21 protein-coding genes are annotated in these 21,380 nt (G+C 42.6%); 9 read left to right on the forward strand and 12 right to left on the reverse strand.

What is annotated here, in order from left to right; translation table 11 throughout:
• Nucleotides 1-2 precede the first annotated feature (2 nt).
• From ACKI4H_RS00140 to znuB, 3 genes are read left to right on the forward strand one after another with little or no spacing between them, the layout of a single operon-like run.
• Entirely contained in the window at nt 3-500 is a 498-nt protein-coding gene (locus ACKI4H_RS00140) for a transcriptional repressor (protein ID WP_407303068.1), read from the forward strand.
• Nucleotides 473-1,264, forward strand: a complete 792-nt coding sequence (gene znuC, locus ACKI4H_RS00145; RefSeq protein ID WP_407303069.1) for a zinc ABC transporter ATP-binding protein ZnuC — start codon at nt 473-475, stop codon at nt 1,262-1,264. The genes ACKI4H_RS00140 and znuC overlap by 28 nt, the downstream gene beginning before the upstream one ends.
• A gap of 3 nt (nt 1,265-1,267) precedes the next feature.
• Nucleotides 1,268-2,068: a zinc ABC transporter permease subunit ZnuB gene (gene znuB, locus ACKI4H_RS00150; RefSeq protein WP_407303071.1), complete on the forward strand. Its 801-nt coding sequence runs from the start codon at nt 1,268-1,270 to the stop codon at nt 2,066-2,068.
• A 55-nt stretch (nt 2,069-2,123) separates the two neighbouring features.
• On the opposite strand, the gene ACKI4H_RS00155 is transcribed toward znuB, so the two are convergent.
• Nucleotides 2,124-2,378 carry a hypothetical protein gene (locus tag ACKI4H_RS00155; protein WP_407303073.1) on the reverse strand — a complete coding sequence of 85 codons (255 nt, stop codon included), beginning with the start codon at nt 2,376-2,378 and terminating at the stop codon, nt 2,124-2,126.
• 96 nt (nt 2,379-2,474) lie between these two features.
• Nucleotides 2,475-3,095 (reverse strand): LysE family transporter, encoded by a 621-nt coding sequence (locus ACKI4H_RS00160; protein WP_407303074.1) that lies wholly within the window; start codon nt 3,093-3,095, stop codon nt 2,475-2,477.
• Nucleotides 3,096-3,255: 160 nt separating this feature from the next.
• On the opposite strand from ACKI4H_RS00160, the gene ACKI4H_RS00165 reads away from it, so the two are divergent.
• From ACKI4H_RS00165 to ACKI4H_RS00185, 5 genes are all read left to right on the forward strand, one after another.
• Entirely contained in the window at nt 3,256-4,176 is a 921-nt protein-coding gene (locus ACKI4H_RS00165; protein ID WP_407303075.1) for a Dyp-type peroxidase, read from the forward strand.
• Nucleotides 4,177-4,566: 390 nt separating this feature from the next.
• Complete coding sequence (locus ACKI4H_RS00170) at nt 4,567-5,721, forward strand: methionine aminotransferase (protein WP_407303076.1); 1,155 nt, start codon at nt 4,567-4,569, stop codon at nt 5,719-5,721.
• A gap of 121 nt (nt 5,722-5,842) precedes the next feature.
• Nucleotides 5,843-7,210 carry an MATE family efflux transporter gene (locus tag ACKI4H_RS00175; RefSeq protein WP_407303077.1) on the forward strand — a complete coding sequence of 456 codons (1,368 nt, stop codon included), beginning with the start codon at nt 5,843-5,845 and terminating at the stop codon, nt 7,208-7,210.
• A 174-nt stretch (nt 7,211-7,384) separates the two neighbouring features.
• A complete protein-coding gene (locus ACKI4H_RS00180) occupies nt 7,385-8,755 on the forward strand; it encodes an LLM class flavin-dependent oxidoreductase (protein WP_407303078.1) in 1,371 nt (456 codons plus the stop codon).
• A 296-nt stretch (nt 8,756-9,051) separates the two neighbouring features.
• On the forward strand, nt 9,052-10,413 hold the full coding sequence (locus ACKI4H_RS00185; protein ID WP_407303080.1) for an LLM class flavin-dependent oxidoreductase: 1,362 nt from the start codon (nt 9,052-9,054) through the stop codon (nt 10,411-10,413).
• A gap of 116 nt (nt 10,414-10,529) precedes the next feature.
• Here ACKI4H_RS00185 and ACKI4H_RS00190 read toward each other — a convergent pair whose 3' ends face one another.
• Complete coding sequence (locus ACKI4H_RS00190) at nt 10,530-11,351, reverse strand: ABC transporter ATP-binding protein (RefSeq protein WP_407303081.1); 822 nt, start codon at nt 11,349-11,351, stop codon at nt 10,530-10,532.
• Between the two features lie 37 nt (nt 11,352-11,388).
• Nucleotides 11,389-11,604 carry a molybdopterin-binding protein gene (locus tag ACKI4H_RS00195; RefSeq protein WP_407303082.1) on the reverse strand — a complete coding sequence of 72 codons (216 nt, stop codon included), beginning with the start codon at nt 11,602-11,604 and terminating at the stop codon, nt 11,389-11,391.
• 222 nt (nt 11,605-11,826) lie between these two features.
• Here ACKI4H_RS00195 and ACKI4H_RS00200 point away from each other — a divergent pair, with 222 nt between their 5' ends.
• Nucleotides 11,827-12,924, forward strand: a complete 1,098-nt coding sequence (locus ACKI4H_RS00200; RefSeq protein WP_407303083.1) for a sigma-54 interaction domain-containing protein — start codon at nt 11,827-11,829, stop codon at nt 12,922-12,924.
• Nucleotides 12,925-13,124: 200 nt separating this feature from the next.
• Here the strand turns inward: ACKI4H_RS00200 and ACKI4H_RS00205 are convergent, their stop codons facing one another.
• From ACKI4H_RS00205 to ACKI4H_RS00240, 8 genes are read right to left on the reverse strand one after another with little or no spacing between them, the layout of a single operon-like run.
• Nucleotides 13,125-13,955, reverse strand: a complete 831-nt coding sequence (locus ACKI4H_RS00205) for an ABC transporter permease (RefSeq protein WP_407303084.1) — start codon at nt 13,953-13,955, stop codon at nt 13,125-13,127.
• 22 nt (nt 13,956-13,977) lie between these two features.
• On the reverse strand, nt 13,978-14,811 hold the full coding sequence (locus tag ACKI4H_RS00210) for an ABC transporter ATP-binding protein (protein WP_407303085.1): 834 nt from the start codon (nt 14,809-14,811) through the stop codon (nt 13,978-13,980).
• Between the two features lie 20 nt (nt 14,812-14,831).
• Complete coding sequence (locus tag ACKI4H_RS00215; RefSeq protein WP_407303086.1) at nt 14,832-15,860, reverse strand: ABC transporter substrate-binding protein; 1,029 nt, start codon at nt 15,858-15,860, stop codon at nt 14,832-14,834.
• An 11-nt stretch (nt 15,861-15,871) separates the two neighbouring features.
• On the reverse strand, nt 15,872-16,684 hold the full coding sequence (locus tag ACKI4H_RS00220; protein ID WP_407303088.1) for an ABC transporter permease: 813 nt from the start codon (nt 16,682-16,684) through the stop codon (nt 15,872-15,874).
• Nucleotides 16,685-16,686: 2 nt separating this feature from the next.
• Entirely contained in the window at nt 16,687-17,529 is an 843-nt protein-coding gene (locus ACKI4H_RS00225; protein ID WP_407303089.1) for an ABC transporter permease, read from the reverse strand.
• Entirely contained in the window at nt 17,526-18,776 is a 1,251-nt protein-coding gene (locus tag ACKI4H_RS00230; protein ID WP_407303090.1) for an MFS transporter, read from the reverse strand. Before ACKI4H_RS00230 ends, ACKI4H_RS00225 begins: the two co-directional genes overlap by 4 nt.
• Before the next feature lie 15 nt (nt 18,777-18,791).
• A complete protein-coding gene (locus ACKI4H_RS00235; protein WP_407303091.1) occupies nt 18,792-19,847 on the reverse strand; it encodes an ABC transporter substrate-binding protein in 1,056 nt (351 codons plus the stop codon).
• Nucleotides 19,848-19,880: 33 nt separating this feature from the next.
• The gene (locus ACKI4H_RS00240) at nt 19,881-21,362 is read right to left on the reverse strand and encodes a DUF3138 domain-containing protein (RefSeq protein ID WP_407303093.1); all 1,482 of its coding nucleotides are present in this window, start codon (nt 21,360-21,362) and stop codon (nt 19,881-19,883) included.
• Nucleotides 21,363-21,380 lie beyond the last annotated feature (18 nt).

The raw sequence follows: 21,380 nt of genomic DNA on the forward strand, positions 1-21,380 counted from the left end.
CTATGAGCTCATGTTCTCACGAACATCACAATGCATTACATGGCGTACACGACCATCATAATGTCGAAACGCGTCTTGCTGAAGCGGAAAACCTCTGTGCAACGACGGGCGCACGTTTAACACCGTTACGCAAAGAAGTCTTAGGACTGATTTTAAACGCCACAGGCCCTATGGGTGCATATGACTTACTGGCTAAAATCAAGAGCGATTCAGACCGCCCTGCTGCTCCACCGACAGTTTATCGGACGTTAGACTTTTTATTAGAAAAAGGTTTAATCCACCGCTTAACCTCGATTAATGCCTATATTCCATGCTGTCATCCACGTGAAGGACATCAGGCGGCATTTTTAATTTGTACCGATTGCAAAAATGTGACGGAAGCTTCTGCACAGGGTTTATTAACACAATTAGATGCGCTTTCAGCATCTGATCAATTTACTGCACATCACAGTATTATTGAAATTTCCGGGATATGTCAGCAGTGTCGCAACAAACCGTAAACGCTCATATACTGATTGCCTTAGACAAGATCAGTGTACGCATCGATGAACGTGACATTTTAAAGAATGTCGATTTCGCCTTACATGAGCGAGAAATTGTCACGCTGATTGGTCCGAATGGCGCGGGGAAATCCACGCTTATTAAAGTCCTGTTAGGAATTATTAAAGCCAATTCAGGCAAAATTCATAGTCATAAAAAATTAAAATTTTCTTATGTGCCGCAAAAGTTCAATCCGTCGCATAGCCTGCCTTTACGCGTGCAGGACTTATTGGCTTTAGAAAAATGTGAGGCGGCCAGAAAAGCAGAAATTATTCGCGATACCGGTATTACCAAACTACAGGATTGCAAAGTCCAGCAACTCTCGGGTGGCGAACGACAACGGGTTTTGTTGGCGCGCGCTTTACTGCGTCAACCCGATGTTCTGGTTCTGGATGAACCGATGCAAGGCTTAGATATTCAATCTGAAGCTGAGCTGTATGAATATGTCAGAAGCTTGCCAATCAAATATGGTTGTGCCGTATTAATGGTATCGCATGATCTGCAATGGGTGATGCAAGGTACACACCGCGTGGTATGTTTGAACAAGCATATCTGTTGCAGCGGCTTACCTGAAAATGTACAGAAGCATCCAGAGTATCAGGCCATTTTTGGCACCAATCGCGCTTTCTATCAACATCATCATGATCATTGTGCACATGGTGATAGTGTAATGCCATGCCAGCATGATCCTCGTCCCCATATTCATCCCGAACCGGAAGCTTAAGCCATGATGGAATGGTTACAAATATTGTTACCTGCATGGACCATGGGAACATTACTGGTGTTTCTAACTGCGCCCCTAGGTTGTTTAATGTTATGGCGACGAATGTCTTTTTTTGCCGATACCATGGCACATGGCACTTTACTGGGTGTTGCCATTGCCGGTGCCTTAAGTCTGCCACTCTGGTTAGGCGTGACTGCGTTGGCCTTCTTGTTGGTCGGTATTTTATGGGTGCTGCATGATCCTCGCCTGCCCAATGATGCTTTGCTGGCGCTGTGTTCAGCGACCCTACTCTGCTCAGGTTTACTGTTTATTCAGCATATTCCAAGCTTAAGACCTGAACTGCTCAGCTATCTATTTGGTGATCTGCTACAAATTTCCTGGTCAGATCTACCGATGTTTGCTTTTGTCATTATTGCCGCTTTAGCTGTACTGTATAAAAACTGGCAGGCTCAAATCCAAATTGCGATTGATCCTGATATGGCCGTCAGTGAAGGAGTAAATGCCAAATGGCAACGTCTGGTGTTTATGCTGTTATTGGCACTCTTTACCGTATTGGCTTTACGTGCCGTAGGTTCATTATTGATGGGTGCTTTACTGGTGATTCCGGCATTAACTGCACGCTTACTCGCACACTCGCCAAAACAGATGGTGGTTTGGGCGTTTGTGGTTGCACAAATTGGGATTAGTGTCGGTTTATGGTCAAGTGCAGGTTTAGATACTTCGACCGGCTTAACTATTGTGCTCACCATGGCGATTTTATTTGCGGTGATTTTTGCAGTGCAGAAGTTTAAAAAGCTGAGTTAAGCCCCAACAAGTAACCAATACCATAATAAGTTTTGGTTACTTGATCATGGCATTTTTAAAGACTATTTTTTAATTTATAAAATCGAAATTCAGGATGAAAGAGTCCAATCAAAAATAAAATGGTAAATGCAATCCAAAAGAACCACGCCATCATGATGACCTGATCTTTAGTCCACTCCTCAGATTGAGAAGTATTAAAGATAAACCAAGTTTTCCAGCCCTGAATATAAGCTGCACCGTTCCACGATATAATCCACTTGGTTACAATGCAGTGTAAAACATAGATAAAAATCCATAACAGCATTGACATGTTGCTTTGCCTATTGTTGTTTTCATGCGGTCAAATTAGATGAATTATTATTTAAAATCAACAATAAAACCATTAACATATTTATGGCTTTAATAATTACTGATGTACCAGACTGAGTAAACTTGCCGCACAGGCAAACAACACTGCAAAAGTACGGTTCATATATTTTTGCTGTTTTGGCGATTTCATTAACCGTAAAACTTTAGCTGCGAGTCCGGTATAACCCGCCATCACAATCAAATCAATGGTGACCATGGTGAGTGCCATAATCAGATATTGGATCCACTGTGGTTTGGACAAATCTAGAAACTGCGGCAACACCGCAAGTAAAAATACAATCGCTTTGGGATTGCTCATGTTGACCAAGAAGCCATGCAAGACCAATTTGGCAATTGATTTATCCGGGTGTTCCTGTTGAATCTCAATCGACTGAGTCCGGGCTTTCCATTGCAAATAAGCCAGATACAATAAATACAGTACGCCAAACCATTTCACCACTAAAAAGGCCCAGGGAGTAGTCGCAAACAGTACCCCTACCCCGGCAGCCACAATCCCAATTTGTACCAATAATGCAAGCTGCAGACCTAAAGCATTCCAGTAGCCACGGCGAAAGCCATAGTTTAAACCACTCGACATAGAAGCAATTGCACCTGCGCCAGGAGAAATGCTAATCACCCAACACGCCAGCATATACGCCAGCCAAACTTGGTAAGACATAAAATATAAGGAGATAGAAATGTGGAGGTATTATATGACTTTTCATCTTTCAAATGCCTTAAAAATCCGAGGCTGGATAAGCTTTGGACTATTCACATTGGCAGTGATGAGGCACAATAAAGCCCGCCACGTATTTTATAAAAATTGTTAGGAGCCATGTATGACTGCCCAATCTGTAATTTTACCGTTACCTTCAGATCATGCCCGGTTTATTGTTTTACGTTTAAAAGACCTAACAATTGATGAGTTAAAAGAAAAACTTGCAGATTTATTTACCACACGTGATCGCTTAATCACGCAACATCCTAACGCGCAAATTAAGACAGGTGTCGCTTTTGGTCCTGAACTTTGGACAAAGCTATACAACCAAATACCGGCAGGTTTTAAACAATTGAAACCGATTCAGGGTTCATTTCAGATGCCTGTTGCCCCTGCCGATGTTCTAATTCATGTTGCATCTCAACGTACTGATATTTGTTTTGCATTAAGCCAATCCTTCTTTGAAGGTATTCAAGATAAAGTTGAGGTGCTGGATGAACGTGTATGTTTCCGTTATTTTGACGGCCGTGACATTACCGGTTTTATTGATGGTACTGAAAATCCGCAATTTCCAGATGACCGTACAGAAGTTGCATTATTGGGTGAAGATACGGGAATTTTTGCCGATGGTTCTTTTGTATTTGCGCAGCGCTATGCACATGACTTGGCAAAATGGAAACAACTAAAAGTCGATGCGCAAGAAAATGCGATCGGTCGAACCAAGTTAGAGTCTATTGAACTGAATGATGAGGTTAAACCGAAGAATGCCCACATTGCCCGTGTTGTGATTGAAGATAACGAAGGCGAAGAAATGGAAATTCTTCGTCACTCTCTTCCTTATGGCGATGGCAAAGCTGACCAGGGCTTGTTCTTTATTGCTTATACCAAGAACTTAGAAATTATTGACCATATGTTGCAACATATGTTTGGTACAGCTGGCGATGGTCTTCATGACCGTCTGCTGCATTTTGTCACTCCGCTCGATGGTGCTTATTACTTTGCACCGAGCAAGGAATTACTGGAAGAGGTTTTGGAAGAATAAATTAAAAATAGGTTGCTTTAAATTTTTGAAAAAAGTCATCAATGATGCAGAACAAATATGTATGAGCCAGATATGGCACAAGAAACATGGTGGCTGAAAGCATAGGTTGTGTGGTAACTCCCTAATAGTTTTCAGGCACTTTTTTTCACGTTAATTTCTTATCCGTGATTCACGGTTATTCCAATAATTTTATTTTTATTCGTGGCTATATTCTAGAAAATGTTGTTTTTTTTAGTCAGGTGAGTTTTTTGTTATTTTGACAAAAAGCTGCATTCACTTAAATGGATAAGATAAGGTTAAAAAATGTAGCGATTAAATCTGGACTTTTATTTTTCGGTTCCACGCTTACTGCTACACTGAAAAGAATAACAATATTCAAGAGTTCAGGTCATGATTGACTTCCATTCCAAACTACCCGCACAAGGGCTGACTATTTTTAGCGTGATGACTGCAATGGCACATCGCCTGAATGCCTTAAATCTCTCTCAAGGTTTCCCAGACTTTGCAGCTCCGCCTGCCCTATTAAAAGCTTTAAGCCAAGCGACTTTAAATGGTTTTAATCAATATGCACCCAGTGATGGACTGATTTCGCTACGTGAACAATTGGCACATCAATTTTTAAAACGCGATCAACTGGTGATTGATCCCGTCGCTGAAATCACCATTACCCCAGGCGCAACCATCGGGATTTTTTGCACCATTCAGGCACTCATTCATGCTGGTGATGAAGTCATTATTTTCGATCCCTGCTATGACAGTTATGGACCCAGCGTTAAACTGGTGGGTGGCAAAGCCATTCATATTCCTCTGCTTGCGCCCGAGTTTTCCGTGAACTGGAATCAGGTCAAGGATGCTATTAACGACAAGACCCGAATGATCATTGTGAATACCCCTCACAACCCTACAGGTGCAATTTGGTCACATCAGGACTGGCTAAATTTAATTGAACTGATTCGTGATAAAAATATTGTGGTGCTATCCGATGAGGTCTATGAACATCTGGTTTATGATGGCCAAAAACACTATTCGGCACTGTCTTTTCCTGAATTGCGTGACCGTAGTATTGTGGTGGGTTCCTTTGGTAAAACCTTCCATGTCACTGGCTGGAAAACCGGTTACTGTATTGCCTCACCCGAACTGATGAAACTATTTAGACAGGTGTATCAATTTGTCAGTTTCTGCGGTGTAACCCCCATACAAATGGCACTGGCAACTTTTATGCAGCAGCATCCTGAACATATTGATCAGCTTGCCGACTTCTATCAGGACAAACGTGATCTTTTTAATTCAGGCATCCGCAACTCACGCTTTCACTTTAGTCCGTCGCAAGGAACTTATTTCCAGAACTTAAATTACAGTGCAATTCGTCCCGATTTAAACGATGTCGAGATGTGTAAATTTCTCGCTGAACATCATGGTATTGTCGCCATTCCTGTTTCGGTTTTTTATCAGCAAGCGCCCGAAAATTTACGTCTAATTCGGTTTTGTTTTGCCAAAAAAGATGAAACCTTAGAACAGGCATCTGCCATTTTATCTGCTGTTTAAGTCCATGATTTGTTCATACATTTAAGTCTTAGTTACTTAACAACTAAGGCTTTTTTAAGCGAACTCAGGTAGGGTGAGTTTAAATCTGCAAAACGATAAAAACACTTTTACAGGACGCTCAATGTCTCACCATCAATCACTGCTCACTCAACAAAAATTATGGAAAACCTTTTTAGTTTTCCTGCTGCCGTTGATTGCAACTAATATTTTGCAGAACCTTTCAGGCACGATTAATACCGTTTTTGTAGGGCAAATGATGGGAGTAAATGCCATTGCCGCCGTATCTGTGTTCTTCCCGATTTTGTTCTGTCTAATGGCTTTTGTGATTGGACTTTCCGCGGGTTCAACCGTGTTGGTTGGGCAAGCGTGGGGGGCGAAAAATGTTGAAAAAGTCCGCTATGTCGTCGGTTCAACCCTGTTTATGACTTTAATTGGTGGCAGTATTATTGCCCTGCTTGGAGTGCTCTTTGCTGAACATATTCTGCTTGCCTTAGGCACAGATCCCGATGTCATGCATCTGTCACTGCCTTATGTACAGTGGATGCTTGCCGGCAGTCCGTTACTGTTTATTTATATTATTTATACTTCAATTTTACGCGGTGTCGGTGACAGCACCACCCCGCTGATTGCATCGGGCATGACCATTCTGATTGGCGTACTAATCACCCCTGTATTGATTGCGGGATATTTTGGCTTTCCGAAAATGGGCATTGTGGCACCTGCCATTGCCACCATTGTCGGTTATCTTGCGGTACTGATCTTTTTGGCCGTGTACTTAAATAAAAAAGATCATCCACTTAAGCCTGACCGTCATCTGCTCAGTCATATTCGCCATCAACGTGAACTCAGTATCATCATTCTGCGTTTGGGCATTCCAACTGGCATTCAGATGGTGACAACTTCCGTTGCCGGTTTGGTGATTGTCGGCTTGGTGAATCGTTATGGTTCCCATGCCACTGCAGCCTATGGTGCAGTCAATCAGGTGTTGAACTACATTCAATTCCCGGCCCTGTCTATTTCGATTGCTGCTTCCATTTTTGCCGCTCAGGCCATTGGTGCAGGAAAATCGGAACTCCTGAATAAAGTGATGCGTACTGCACTCGGTATGAATATCGTCATTACTGGTGGATTGGTCGCTTTAGCCTATCTGTTCTCAAAATATTTAATGGCGTTGTTTATCACTGACCCGACGGTGGTTGTACTGGGACAGCAACTTTTATTTATTGTGTTGTGGTCGATTATCTTCTTTGGTGGGAGTGCCATTTTTGCTTCAATCATGCGTGCCAGCGGTACTGTGACTGTTCCCATGATTATTAATATTGTCGCGATTATTGGCATTGAAGTACCGTGCGCCTATTTGTTCAGCCAATGGTGGGGCTTGCAAGGCATCTGGTATGCTTATGCCTTGGCCTTCGTCTGCTTATGTATTTTACAAGGTCTGTATTATCAGTTTGTGTGGAAGAAAAAAACCGTTAAGGCCTTGGTTTAAAATCAAATTAAGAGAATCGTCGAACTTCTTGAAATCCGCTTCAAAAGACTGATGAATACGATCTATTTCCTTATCCCATATAGATGATAAGGATTTAATTTTATCGTATTTTTCAAGCGCCTGATTCCTTGCTATAACCCTGTTGAAAATAAATGATTACAATAGGCTATGACCATGTCTAAACGACAAATTAAACTGGGTGCTTTTATTCCAACTACCTCGCAGCACGCAGCAGGCTGGCGTCACCCGCAGTCTCGTCCACAAGATCATTTAAGCATTGATTACGTTATAGAATTAGCGAAAACTGCAGAAAAAGGTTTGTTCGATGCCTATTTCCTTGCTGACGGTTTATCGGTGAACTGGAGTCACGGCGCGTCCAAAAGCAAGCAAAGTATTGGTTATAGCGACAAGGTTGTTGGTTTTGAACCGGTGACCTTATTTGCTGCCATTTCCGCAGTCACCCAACATATTGGTTTTATTGCTACGGCCTCTACCACGTATGAAGAACCTTACCTTTTGGCACGTAAATTTGCCTCCCTCGATCATATTTCTAAAGGCCGTGCTGCATGGAATGTGGTGACCACCATTTCGGCTGATACGGCACGCAACTTTGGTTTTACTGCCCATCCAGATGCCAAAGTTCGTTATGAACGGGCAGATGAATTTATTGAAGTAACGCAAAAGCTTTGGGATTCTTGGGAAGACGATTCATTTTTATATAACAAAGAAAGCGGTCAATTTTTTGATGCCAGCAAGCAGCATGAACCCTTGCATGCAGGCAAATATTTCAATGTACAAGGCTCACTCAATGTCTCTCGTTCACCGCAAGGCTACCCGGTCATTGTACAAGCCGGCCAGTCGGAAGATGGTCGTGAACTTGCAGCCAAATATGCCGAAGTCATTTTCACTGCACAGCAGAGTTTGGAGGATGCCCAAGCCTTCTACCGTGATGTCAAAGTACGTTTAGGCAAATACGGTCGCCATAGCGACGACTTAAAAATCATGCCGGGCGTATCCATTTTTGTGGCAAAAACCGAACAGGAAGCTCAAGAAAAATATGAATTGCTGAATAGCCTGATTCACCCGGATGTCGGTTTAGGCTTAATTTCCGGTTTAGCTGGCGATATTGATTTATCTCAATTTGACCTGGATGCACCATTCCCGAAATTGGAAGATATTGAGATCAAGTCCAGCCGTCAGCAAATGATGATCGAGATTGCAGCTAAGCATAACTTCAGCATTCGCCAGTTGTATGAATATATTGCCTCTGCCCGTGGTCACTGGACCTTGATTGGCACAGCTGAACAAGTGGTCGATCAACTGCAGCAATGGTTCGAAAATGAAGCTGCAGATGGCTTCAATGTCTTGCCCCCTTCTACCCCCGCAGGCCTGAATGATTTTGTAGAATTTATTGTGCCTGAACTGCAACGTCGCGGCCTGTTCCGTACCGAATATGAAGGGATCACCTTACGTGAAAACCTGGGTTTAAAACGTCCTGAAAACCGGTATGTAGTGGCAAAACCCAATACGGCTGAAGCCTCTTAATAAGTTCTCTCTAAAAAGTGCCTTATGGGGCATTTTTTAAAGATCATACCCTTCTGGTCTATCTCAAAAACCCCATAAGAACAAAAATTTTCCTTTTTCGGTCAAGCGAAAATTTTCATATAAGTACTACATTTTTTCTACTGTCTGATTTGAAACAAAGCTACATTTTTGCTGTTAAATTTTAAACACATAAAAATAATATGTATTTTATATTATTGTTTTTATTATAATTTAAAGATGGCACAAAGTTTGAATTATATGTTTTTGAATATTATTCAAATCTACAGGATATAACAATGTTAAAACGTCAAATTAAACTGGGTGCCTTTATTCCTGCGACCGCTCAACATGCGGCAGGCTGGCGTCATCCTGAATCACGTCCTCAGGACCACTTAAATCTTGATTACATTATCGAACTGGCAAAAACCGCAGAAAAAGGCTTATTCGATGCTTACTTTTTAGCAGATGGCCTATCTGTCCGTTGGGGTTCGGCAATTGAAGGTGAATTGGGTTTAGGAGATAAAGGTGTCGGTTTTGAACCTGTGACCTTGTTTGCTGCGCTATCTGCAGTAACCAAAAATCTGGGCTTTATTGCCACGGCATCGACCACCTATGAAGATCCGTATCTATTGGCACGTAAATTCGCTTCGCTGGATCATATTTCTAAAGGTCGTGCCGCATGGAACGTGGTGACAACCGCATCCCCCGACACTGCAAACAATTTTGGTTTAACCCAACATCCTGACCCGAAAACACGTTATGAACGTGCCGATGAATTTATTGAAGTAACCCAAAAACTTTGGGATTCTTGGGAAGATGATGCCTTTATTTATAACAAGGAAAGTGGTCAATTTTTCCATGCTGATAAAATTCACGAGCCTAAACATAAGGGCAAATATTTCAGTGTCCAAGGCCCACTCAACGTCTCTCGCCCACCGCAAGGTTATCCGGTGATTGTGCAAGCAGGCCAGTCCGAAGATGGCCGAGAACTTGCAGGAAAATATGCTGAAGTCATCTTTACCGCACAACAAAACTTGGCTGATGCACAAGAATTTTACCGTGATGTCAAAAGCCGCTTAGTTAAATATGGCCGCCAGCCAGATGACCTGAAAATCATGCCGGGCGTGTCTATTTTTGTGGCGAAAACCGAACAGGAAGCGCAAGAAAAATACCAATTGCTGAATAGCCTGATTCATCCAAAAGTTGGCTTAAGTTTACTGTCTGGTCTATCGGGTGGGATTAATCTAGAAAAATATGATTTAGATGCGCCATTCCCGAAACTTGAAGATGCGGATATTAATTTCTCAAGCCGTCAGCAAATGATGATTGATATTGCGCGTAAACATAATTTCACCATTCGCCAGCTGTATGAATATATCGCCAGCGCACGTGGTCACTGGACCTTGATTGGTACACCTGAACAAGTGGTCGATGAGTTACAAAACTGGTTTGAAAATGAAGGCGCGGATGGCTTTAACATTCTGCCGCCAACTACCCCTGCCAGTCTGAATGACTTTGTCGATTTTATTGTGCCAGAGCTACAATGCCGCGGCCTGTTCCGTACCGAATACGAAGGCTCAAGCTTACGTGAAAACTTAGGACTGGAACGTCCTGAAAACCAGTATGTTTTGGCACGTCAAGAAGTAAAAGCCTCTTAAGTTAAAACCGGTTGAATATCCCTCATTCGTGGGGGATTTTTTATGTCGGATTATTTTTAAATAGCTATAAAAAAAACCCGCTTTACGCAGGCTTTTGGATCGAATATAGAACGTGACTACCAGGCAAATTGGTAATCGGAAAACTTTGCTGGCTTACTGCGGAATTGATCTTTGAATGGGTCACTAAAATCGAGCAAAATATCATTTTTAATATTGTGCAAACGCACATCTTCACGTTTACGCGGATGCGCAACCGGCACATCCACAATGCGTTTAATTCGACCCGGATATGGCTGCATCACCACCACGCGATCACCTAAAAATACCGCTTCTTCAACGTCATGGGTCACTATCACCATGGTGATTTTTTCTGCCTGCCAAATCCGCTGCAATTCATCTTGCAGGTTTTGACGGGTTAAGGCATCCAGCGCACCAAACGGCTCATCCAGAAATAAAATTTCCGGACGGTTAACCAAACTGCGCGCAATTGCCACGCGCTGATTCATGCCGCCTGAAAGTTGTGACGGATAAGCATCTTTAAACTGGGTCAATTTGACCAATTCTAAATGTTCATCAATGATGACATCTTCTTCGGCACGGCTTAAATTGTTTTGGTGCAATGCAATGCGGATATTTTCTGTCACACTTAACCACGGAAAAAGACGGTGGTCCTGAAACACAATACCGCGGTTTAAACTGGTGCCAAAAATCTTTTTGCCATCCACCTGGATCTGGCCTTGATAGCTATTTTCCAGTCCCACCAATAAGCGTAACAATGTGGATTTACCACAACCACTGCTCCCCACAATACTAATAAATTCACCGGGCTGAATGTCTAAATTAATATCGTCCAGCACAGTTAATGCTTCATTATTTTGCGTCGGATAGGTTTTACTGAGTTGCTGAATAGATACATGGCCTGTCTGTTGTTGTGTCATCTCTCAATTCTCCTGTAAAGCTTGAGGCAATGGCGAATTAAAGCTTCGCCAATGACACTTCCGTCGATTTGATTAATACAACCACTTCAGAACCCACTTTAAGGTCCAAGTCTTTAACTGAACGGGTACTAATAATTGAAGTAAAAAGACCGGCTTTGGTTTCTACATTTATTTCTGAAACAACGTCACCCTGTAATACTTCTTGAATAATGCCTTTAAATTGGTTACGTACATTAACGGCTATGATTGTCATTATAATTACTCTGTGTTTATGATGTTGTTAATATAAAATACTTTTGGCTGATTATTTATCTCGATTTAATATTTAGTTATGCGCTTTATTTATCTATTTAACAGATATATTTATCAAAAAGCGTTTATGCAGCAAAACAGATAATTAAATATCGTTTTATTATTTATTTTTCGATATTAAATATTTCATGATGAGTTCAATTTTTATAATGAAGCAAATCATATGTCTATATTAACGCATCCTAGCGTCAGTCAGACGGTTCGCTACGAACGCGCACGAGCGACCGTCTTTGAAGATCCACTGTCAAAGGCGCTACTTGAGCGCATTAAACAAATTGCGCCAAGCGATGCCAATGCCTTGATTATTGGCGAAACCGGTACCGGCAAAGAACTGGTTGCCAGACAAATTCATGCCCTGAGCCACCGTACCAAAGGTCCTTTTATTGCGGTGAATTGCGGCGCTTTAACCGAATCTTTGGCGGAAAGCGAGTTATTTGGCCACGAGAAAGGTGCGTTTACCGGGGCAATTCATCAGCGTATTGGCTGGTTTGAAGCGGCGCATAATGGCACCTTATTCTTAGATGAAATTGGTGATTTATCCCTCTCTATGCAGGTCAAATTACTGCGAATTTTACAAGAACGCGAGATTGTTCGGGTCGGCTCACTCAAGCCTATTAAAATTAATGTTCGTATTATTGCCGCAACCAATGTTGACCTTGAAAAAGCAGTACTGGAAGGCAAATTTCGTGAGGATTTATTTTACCGACTATATGTCGCTTTACTGCGTATTCCAAAGCTTTCAGACCGTCGCGATGATATTTTACCCTTGGCAAAATTCTTTGTGGAACACTACCAAACTGATCCGCATGCAACGCCGTTACGCATCAGCCCACTGTCGGTAAAAAAACTGTTACAACATCGTTGGCCGGGTAATATCCGTGAACTGGAAAATACCATTCACCATGCAGTTTTGGTCAGTCAAAATGGGGTGATTGAACCGGATGATATCCGCTTCTCAAACCTGTTACATAGCCGAAGCAAAGGGCAAAATCAGGGCACACAGCAAAACGATTTAGATATAACTGCATTGCCGGAAATTTTGGCCAATGCCGATGCTGAAAAATTATTGCAATCGACCTTTCAGCATTTGTTCCAAGCCTCACAACAATTACCGCAACTGAATATCAATGAGTTGATTGAAGAGCAATTTATTCGCAGCGCCTATACTTACTGCGAATACAATCAGGTGCATACTGCAAGGTTATTGGGTGTGACACGAAATGTGATTCGCACACGTTTAATGAAATATGCATTATTATAATAGGGCTAATTTTAAATAATATATTAAAAATCACATTCATTATTTTATGACTTTGATTTAAACAATATTTAAAAATCAAGAATAAAAGTTTTTCTTTAAAAACTATCTTCATTTCATATTTTATGAAAGACATATAAAAGCAGATAAAAAAGCAGTGAATTAACACTGCTTTTTTGCATTTTAATTCTTAGATATTAATATTATTCAGATGGATTACGTTTCCAGGCAGTAAAGTATTTTTCCAGCCCAATCAAAATATAGTTAAAAGATAAGCCCACTAAAGTAATTACCAGAATACCCACAAACATTTGTGGAATTTCAAAACTAAATTGTGAATACATAATCAGGTAACCCAGACCGGCTTTGGCACCGAACATCTCAACCGCAACTAGGGCAAGAATAGAGATCGCCCCTGCCAAACGGATACCCACGAAAATAGTCGGTACCGATGCCGGCAAGATGACTTTACGAAATAATTGATACGGTTTTAAACCCATGGTGCGTGCTGATTTAATTAATAGTGGATCCACAGTTTGTACACCAGTAATGGTATTTAACAGAATCGGCCATGTGCACGCATAAACCAACAAGCTGATTTTTGATGCCTCACCAATGCCTAAAAATAAAATGAACAGCGGCATTAAAGCCAAGGCCGTCGTATTACGGAACAATTCAAGTAGTGGGTTTAAGGTTTCTGCCACCAGTTTATACCAGCCAATGATGAGACCCAGTGGAATGGCAATCGCTAAGGCCAAAACAAAACCAATAATCGAGCGTTGAATACTGGCGCTAAAATGCGTGCCCAATTGCCCGCTTTGATACAGCTGCCATGCGGTATCCAGCACCACAGACAACGGCGGTAAAAATGCAGGACTGACCATGCCTAAACGCGGCAAACTTTCCCATAATGATAAGAATAAGATGATGGCAATACTGCGTTTAAAAATCGTATTGAGCCAGGTCAGTTGTAAGCGTGGTTTTGCCGCAGTATAGGTTTGGTGATGCGGAATCACCTGTTGAGTCGATGACATGATGAATATTCCTCTCATTTATTTATGCGTGAGCAAGCTGTTTATCTTTTTCGAGTGCTTGCGCCTTAATCACTTCTTCGCTTAAGAGCGACCAAATTTGATGACGAATTTTCCCGTATTCTGCTGTTGAACGGATATCATCCCCTTTAGCTTTCAGGCTAGCTGGAATATCGATAATTTCCTTAATCCGTCCCGGATGAGAAGTCATAATCGCCACGCGTTGACTGAGGAAAATCGCTTCATCAATACTATGGGTGATGAAAACAATGGTCTTTTTCGAGCTTTGCCAGATTTTGATCAGCTCTTCTTGCAAAGTTTCACGGGTCTGTGCATCCAGTGCGGCAAACGGTTCATCCATGAGTAAAATTTCAGGTTCATAGGCTAGGCTTCGCGCAATCGCCACACGCTGTTTCATACCACCAGAAAGTTCATTCGGATAATGCTTTTCAAAACCTGAAAGTCCAACCAACTGTAAGTAATACTGGGCTTTTTCACGACGGATTTTCTTGTTTACACCTTTGGCTTCTAGACCAAATTCAATATTTTCTAAAGCGGTCAGCCATGGATAGAGCGCGTATTGCTGAAACACAATGCCTCGATCCAAACCGGGTTGGGTAATTTGCTTGCCGCTGAGTAAAATCTGCCCAGAAGATGGTTTGGTCAGTCCGGCAATCAGATCCAGTAAAGTCGATTTACCGCAACCACTGGGCCCGACAATCGAAACAAACTCACCTTGCTTGATATCTAAAGTGACATTTTCAACCGCCACGAATTCTGGTTTGTAATTTTTGCTATTGGGATGATTTTGCGCAGGAAAAACCTTACGCACGTGATCTAAATTTAAGGCACTGGTCATTGTTGTATTCCTTTCTAATCTTAATTCTTGAGCGTTGCATAAGGGTTGAATTCGTTGCTATATAGCGTGCTGACATTCAGCTGATTTGGTTTAAGTTTTTGCTCTTGCACCAATGCATTGACCCATGGCTGGAAGTCTTGAGTTTTTTGTACGCCGCCCACCGCATGCACACCGGTTCCCGTGTAATACGGAATCAACACTTTGGTTTCGTTCCTCTGGCGTTTATCAATAATGCTTTCCATACGTGCCACAATTTGTTCTTTTGGCGTGTGATGCAACCACTCCTGTGCACGTGCTACACCGCTGACAAAGGTTTTTGCTGCATCAGGGTGTTGGGCAATAAAGTCTTTGCGCATTGAATAACTACCCGCAGTAAATGGCCCGTATAACTCAATATCTTTAAACACTGGACGTACGCCACCAGTTTTTAATGCGCGTTTTTCCAGAATGCCCGAGAACACGGCAATATCAATTTGGCCATTACGCAAGGCTTGCTCGGCACTCACCGGTGGCAGCACAATCAGCTCAACATCACGAATTTCTTTTTCAGTTAAACCATGACGCAACAAATAATCTTTCACGATAAATTCGTAATGTGCGCCAAAAGCATTCACCGCGACTTTTTTACCAATAAAATCACGTGCACCACGAATCTTGCTGTTTTCCAGCACATAGAAACCGGCATTCATCTCTTCATCACTGCCATAAGAGGCAACTACAGGCACAACATCCAGCCCTGCGGCAATGACTTTCACCACGGCGCCATTAAAGGCTGAGGCAAAATCCACATCACCTGAAACCAAAGTCAGTAAATCTTGTGGGCCGCCTTGTACCGTACCGACATAATCCAGTTTGATTTTTCCTAGGTAACCTAAGTCTTGCGCCAGTTCAGGTAGCGACACCAAACCTGGGTAACTTTGATAACGTAAATGCGTAACTTCTGCCGTGGGATTTTTTTCCACCTGCTGTGTGCTACAGCCTGCAACCACACTTGCACCGATCACTGCGCCCAGAATCGCTTTTTGCCAAAATTTAGGAAGTATTTTCATTGTTATTTCTCCTAGCTACGCTGCTGCCAGCGCAGTACTTTTCGTTCTATATAGGCAAGGATGCTGTTTAAAATCACCCCGACAATACCAATGCTCAGCATGCCTAAAATAATCAAGGACACGTTAAATTGCTCACGACCACGAATCACCAAATTACCGAGACCAAGCCCGTAATTGGCCAATAAAAATTCTGAGCCTACAGTGGCTAACCAAGCGAAGATCAAACCCAGTTGCAGACCCACAAAAATTTGTGGGCTTGCTGCCGGTAGAATGAGTTTTCGATAGGTATATAGTTTTGGAAATTGATATACTCTTGCGACTTCGCTGTATTTGGCGCTGATGCTGCTGACGCCTTCTAAGCTATGCAGGGCTACGGGATAAAATACAGAAAGCGCAATAAATAAAATTTTGGCGCCGTTGCCATAACCTAAAAAGGTCGAGATCAACGGCAACCATGCAAATAGCGATACTTGGCGTAACACATTAAAGCTGGGCGCAAAAATCCAGCTAACCCAACGCGTAGTACCGAGTGCAACGCCAAACGCTACACCCAAGCTTGCGCCAATGGCATAACCGGTAAAATTACGGCTTAAACTTGCCACAAAACCTTGCCAAAATTCGGGTTGGCTAAAGCTCTGGATTGCACTGCTTAACACGGTTAATGGCGATGGAATCAGTTTCGGATCGAGCCACTGTAAAGCTGAAGCCACTGCCCAAAGTGCAATAAATGCAATCGGTAAAATCAAGGCTTGCAGCACTTTAAGACTTTTTTCAAAGCCTGAATTTACGCTGATTGCTGATTTTTCAAGACTGAGTTCTGACATGATTAATCCCCTACTCGCGTTGCGTAAAAACGAGCCAGGCGTTCAAAGGCGGCCAATACGCTGTCCAGAACAAAGCCCGTGATGCCAATTAAAATAATGCCCATGAAAATAATATCCATCTGCATGAGCTGGCGTCCCCAAACCATCAGAAAGCCAATCCCTTCACTACTTGCCAAGAGTTCAACAAATACCAAAGCCAACCAGGCTTGCATCACACCTTGGCGCAAACCGCTAATAATGGCGGGCAGGCTTGCTGGTAAAATGACTTTAGAAAAAGTCTGGAATTTGGAAAATTGATAGACTTGTGCCACTTCTAATAAACGGCTAGGGACTTGTTGGATACCTTTAAAGGTGGCAATCAATACTGGAGAAATTACCGCAAGCGAGATCGCAACAATCTTCAAGGCTTCATCAATGCCCAAAAAAATCATTAGCAGTGGAATCCAACCGATAATTGGAAATTGAGTGAGTAAATGAACACTCGGTAACACAAAACGCTGTGCACGTTGTGACAAAGCAAACCAGATCCCAAGGCTAAGTCCAAGACTGACGCCTAAGGACACGCTCCATAAAATACGTTTCGCACTCGTCAAAAAGTGAAATTGCAAATCACCCGATTGCCACAGTTCAACGGTTATGCTCCACACCAACTGCGGTGCTGGCAAAATCTGTTCCGGTAACCACTGGCGTAGTGTTGCCACATACCACACACCCAGCAACAACACCGGTAGCAGCAGACCACAAGCCAATTGCAAGGTTACTTTTAGGTACTTCTTAAAAAATTCAAATGCACTACGGTAACTTTGCCACTGTACCGAATGTGCGGTTACATTCGTAAGGCTCATGATTCTTGTCCTTCTGCGAGTTGTTGTGAATCATCAGGTTTTAAAAAAGAGATAAATGCCTGATCACGAGAGATCACTAAAATCAGTCCGATAAATGCCAGACCAATCGGGAAAAATAAATTCTGTAAGCCGATGCTGGCACCGAAGGCTGCGCCCAAGAAACCGCCAAATAAACCGCCTGCCGGCCCAACCAATGCCAAAATTGGAGAGATTTTTGCCATGGCGGTTTGTTCACCCACTTTGGCAAAGGACATGAAATTGGCAATGTGCAACATGCCTAAACCTAAGCCCAACATCAGCGATGCGGGCCACATCCAAAACGTCACTGGAGTAAAGGCTAAAATGAGTAAGGCGCTGCTGATCAAGCTCAGTCCAATCCAGTAAAATTTGGCATAGCCAATCAGTTCGGCCAAACCACCTAGTGTGAATAAAGAACCGACAAAGACGATACCTTGTGTAGTCAATAGCATCACCGCGACGGATTCAGACAGTGAAAAACTTTGAATGGCGATGACCACAATAAAAAAGCCGAAATAATTATTCGCGACACTGCTTAAAAACTCTAAAGCACAGACCATACGTAAGGCAGCATGGGTTTTGAGTAATGCCAGTGGTGCAACCACATCACGCCATTTAAAACTCGGTGCATTGGCTGCGGTTTGATGAATCTGTTGAAAGCAAAATGGCGCAAAAATCAGTGTTCCCAAAAATAAAAACGCCACCCAGTAAAAGCTGCCGCCATAACCAAAATGCTGAATCAACAATACGGTTAAGGCCGGTGCAATCAGGAAAAAACCCATCATGTGAGAACCGCGGAACCAGCCTGCTTTGGCAGGTCCAAGACGTTTTAAATTGCTCAGAAAAACGGTATTAATTGAGACAAAGCGCATCGGTAAAACAAAGCTCACCAATGCTGTCACAATGAGTAAATACCAAGCACTTTCCTGCAGCGGTGTCAGTGCGTATAGAGCTGCACCAATCACACTGCCCAGACTAAAAACTTTTAAGGAACCCAAGCGCTGCACCAAAACACCAATCGGCAGCGCCATAAACAAGATACCGACACTTTGTGCTGCAGCAATCAATCCAAGCTGAAGCTCTGTCGCTTCAAGTTGCACGGCGTACAATGAGATCAAGATACGGGCAACGCCTACTCCAAGACCTGCAATAATTGTCAGCAGCACAAAACTGCCCATGAATTTCGCGGTTAAAGGGGTAGAGACAACATTGGTTTCAATCGGATTCATGACCACATTCCTGAATTATTTTGGCTGGCCATTGGCATTAAATTGACGCCAATAGTTCTGCAAATTCAGTTCTTTTAAAGCATTGTTTAAATACTTTGGTTCGTACCAGGTTTTGGTATCGACATCACGGCGGATGAGTTTTGCATCTTTGGCAATTTTTAATGCGCTGTCGATTTGTGAACGATGGAATTCATCCAGTAATGGGGTGTTGCGATCTTTGAGGTTCCAGCCATCCCAGGTTTTTTGATAGTCAACCAATGGAGTACCGCTTTGTGACCAGAGTTTATATTGGGCCACACGGTTGGCTTCTTCTGAACTCCACTGTGCTTGTTTAATCAGTGTAGTGACCACACGTTGCGTCACTTCCGGATATTGTTTTTCAAAACTTTCTGTTACCCAGAAATGTGAGATAGGTGCAACTTTTGGGTCTTTAATCTCAATTAAAGTTTTTGCGACTCCACGTGAAACCAAACTAAATGGTGAAGTAATTACGGCATCAATATCCCCTGTTGCGAGTGATGTACGCGCCGAATAACCATCTTGCGAAATCACGCGTAGGTCACGTTCGGTAAAGCCATATTTAGCCAAGACACGGTTAAAAACGATTTGTTGATTTGTACCTTTAAAAATTGAAAACTTTTTACCTTTTAGGTCAGCAAAAGATTTCGCATTTGATCCAGCAGGAACCACCACATAGGTTGGACCAAAACGTCCAGTCGAAAATAGAACCTTAGTTTTAAGTCCAGTAGAACGACCCACCAATGAAGGCAAGTCACCATGTAAAGCAAAATCGACTTTACCGTTGGCTAAACCTTCATTAGTGGCAGGGCCTGCACCTGGGAAGAATAACCATTTCACAGTAATGCCATCTTTCTTAAATTCTTGCTCTAATACACCGCGCAAATGTGCGGAAGCAACAAAGCTACTGCCTGTTTTTGGCTTACCACCTTCACCTGCACCCGACATAGAAATTCGGATTTCTTTGGGATTAGCTGCATGCAGTTGCAAGCTGAGTCCCAGTGCCGATATGGCCAAGAATGTTGCTGCTAGTTTTTTCGATAAAAGTTTCATTTTTAAAGGTCCTGTATAATTTAAATGGTCGAATTAGAAGGTATATTGGAATTGCGCTTGCAGTTCATTGGTGTCTTTTTGGGCGGCAGCTTCTATGTCATAGATATAATGATTAAGCTGTAACTGGAACTTTGTGGTTTGCGCAAAAAACAGGTTTAAGCCAAGTGAGTGAATGTCATATTCACCGATACGGCCACTTGCGGTATCGAGATAATCTTTCTGATTTTTATTTGGGTTATAGCTGTCGTAACGGTAGTAACCCTGAATCGATTTCGGCCAGAAATCGTCAAATTTGGCATTGGATTTAATACTGTTGTAGAACTGGTCACCCAAGGTATAGAACGCGGTAAAGGTATGCCCTTCTGCTTTGGCTTCTTTAACTGCAGGCACAGCCGTGTTGATGTAGTCGGTCTTGCCTTGCAGATATTCATAGGTCACGCCAAACGGTGCATGGTTATAATAAATATCGAAGCCTAAACGGTCTTTCTTGGCTTTATTGTCAGTAATACCTGAACCAGATAGTTTTGCTTCGCCTTTGATATAAGACGCGCCGACTTTGAATTCGCGTAACCAACTTGCATAGTCGACTGGCAAAGTGAATGCAACACGACCAATATAGTCTTTGCCATTATTGTCATCGGTTTTGTTGCTGCCATTACCGTTGGTCACACCAATTGCATATTCAAACAATGGCGCACGGTAGTTTGCACCGTAGTCCACAAATGGCTTGGCATCGCCACGAACAATCAGGCCATTTTGGCGGGTAAATAAACCTAAGTATGTTGGTGCAGATGCAGTGCTGATGGTTGGACGCAAGTCTTCAGGCGACTGCACATCCAGACCAAATGGCAAGAGTTGTTGACCCAGAGTGAGATTTAGACGTGGAATCTCAGCCCCGCCATTGGTGGAAAATACGTGATAACGCAAATAAGCATCCAGCAAGTTAAAGTTGCTGTTATTGCTGCCATCATTGCGTTTTGAATAACCGAACGATGCCTGGTAATCGAGGTTTTTACCTTCGTTATAATCTTTAAATAAGTTGCCGCGTACGCCTAGTAATGCCGTACCGATATCAAAGGTCGATTTCGGGGTATTGGGGGCAGTATTATTGTCCTGAACATTTGCCCGTAACTGAACCGTACCGAATAAAGTTGTATCACGCGCTGACTTCACTGTTTGGCGCTCATACTGACGCGACTGATCATATTTATAGTTTTCTACATCGGCACGTAAACCTTCCACATCATCTGAGGTGGCCGGTGTTGGACCAGCAGCCAATTCAGATGCTTCAATATCTTCACTGCTATAACTTTCTACGCTGTCATTCAGGAGTGCAACAACAGCCGCTTTGGTTTGGGGCTGTGCTTCGACAGCATTTAAGCGTTGTTGCAGGCTGTCAATTTGTTGTTTTAAGCTGCTCAGCTGCTTTTGTAAGTCAGCATCACTGGCAAAACTCAATTGACTGGTTGCAGATAAAATCAATGCCACTGCAAGGTTTAACGATGTTTTTTTCATACTCTCATTTCACTTCTT

It is taken from the genome of Acinetobacter sp. (genome assembly GCF_045628685.1).
GTDB lineage: Bacteria > Pseudomonadota > Gammaproteobacteria > Pseudomonadales > Moraxellaceae > Acinetobacter.

What these genes read in the sequence shown, in the direction of transcription:
- ACKI4H_RS00180 (WP_407303078.1), top strand. Translation starts at nt 7,385, where the DNA reads ATGTCTAAACGACAAATTAAACTGGGTGCTTTTATTCCAACTACCTCG.
- znuC (WP_407303069.1), top strand. Translation starts at nt 473, where the DNA reads ATGTCAGCAGTGTCGCAACAAACCGTAAACGCTCATATACTGATTGCC.
- ACKI4H_RS00205 (WP_407303084.1), bottom strand. Translation starts at nt 13,955, where the DNA reads ATGTCATCGACTCAACAGGTGATTCCGCATCACCAAACCTATACTGCG.
- ACKI4H_RS00155 (WP_407303073.1), bottom strand. Translation starts at nt 2,378, where the DNA reads ATGTCAATGCTGTTATGGATTTTTATCTATGTTTTACACTGCATTGTA.
- ACKI4H_RS00170 (WP_407303076.1), top strand. Translation starts at nt 4,567, where the DNA reads ATGATTGACTTCCATTCCAAACTACCCGCACAAGGGCTGACTATTTTT.
- ACKI4H_RS00175 (WP_407303077.1), top strand. Translation starts at nt 5,843, where the DNA reads ATGTCTCACCATCAATCACTGCTCACTCAACAAAAATTATGGAAAACC.
- ACKI4H_RS00225 (WP_407303089.1), bottom strand. Translation starts at nt 17,529, where the DNA reads ATGAGCCTTACGAATGTAACCGCACATTCGGTACAGTGGCAAAGTTAC.
- ACKI4H_RS00195 (WP_407303082.1), bottom strand. Translation starts at nt 11,604, where the DNA reads ATGACAATCATAGCCGTTAATGTACGTAACCAATTTAAAGGCATTATT.
- ACKI4H_RS00140 (WP_407303068.1), top strand. Translation starts at nt 3, where the DNA reads ATGAGCTCATGTTCTCACGAACATCACAATGCATTACATGGCGTACAC.
- ACKI4H_RS00190 (WP_407303081.1), bottom strand. Translation starts at nt 11,351, where the DNA reads ATGACACAACAACAGACAGGCCATGTATCTATTCAGCAACTCAGTAAA.
- ACKI4H_RS00220 (WP_407303088.1), bottom strand. Translation starts at nt 16,684, where the DNA reads ATGTCAGAACTCAGTCTTGAAAAATCAGCAATCAGCGTAAATTCAGGC.
- ACKI4H_RS00230 (WP_407303090.1), bottom strand. Translation starts at nt 18,776, where the DNA reads ATGAATCCGATTGAAACCAATGTTGTCTCTACCCCTTTAACCGCGAAA.
- ACKI4H_RS00200 (WP_407303083.1), top strand. Translation starts at nt 11,827, where the DNA reads ATGTCTATATTAACGCATCCTAGCGTCAGTCAGACGGTTCGCTACGAA.
- znuB (WP_407303071.1), top strand. Translation starts at nt 1,268, where the DNA reads ATGATGGAATGGTTACAAATATTGTTACCTGCATGGACCATGGGAACA.
- ACKI4H_RS00185 (WP_407303080.1), top strand. Translation starts at nt 9,052, where the DNA reads ATGTTAAAACGTCAAATTAAACTGGGTGCCTTTATTCCTGCGACCGCT.
- ACKI4H_RS00210 (WP_407303085.1), bottom strand. Translation starts at nt 14,811, where the DNA reads ATGACCAGTGCCTTAAATTTAGATCACGTGCGTAAGGTTTTTCCTGCG.
- ACKI4H_RS00240 (WP_407303093.1), bottom strand. Translation starts at nt 21,362, where the DNA reads ATGAAAAAAACATCGTTAAACCTTGCAGTGGCATTGATTTTATCTGCA.
- ACKI4H_RS00160 (WP_407303074.1), bottom strand. Translation starts at nt 3,095, where the DNA reads ATGTCTTACCAAGTTTGGCTGGCGTATATGCTGGCGTGTTGGGTGATT.
- ACKI4H_RS00235 (WP_407303091.1), bottom strand. Translation starts at nt 19,847, where the DNA reads ATGAAACTTTTATCGAAAAAACTAGCAGCAACATTCTTGGCCATATCG.
- ACKI4H_RS00165 (WP_407303075.1), top strand. Translation starts at nt 3,256, where the DNA reads ATGACTGCCCAATCTGTAATTTTACCGTTACCTTCAGATCATGCCCGG.
- ACKI4H_RS00215 (WP_407303086.1), bottom strand. Translation starts at nt 15,860, where the DNA reads ATGAAAATACTTCCTAAATTTTGGCAAAAAGCGATTCTGGGCGCAGTG.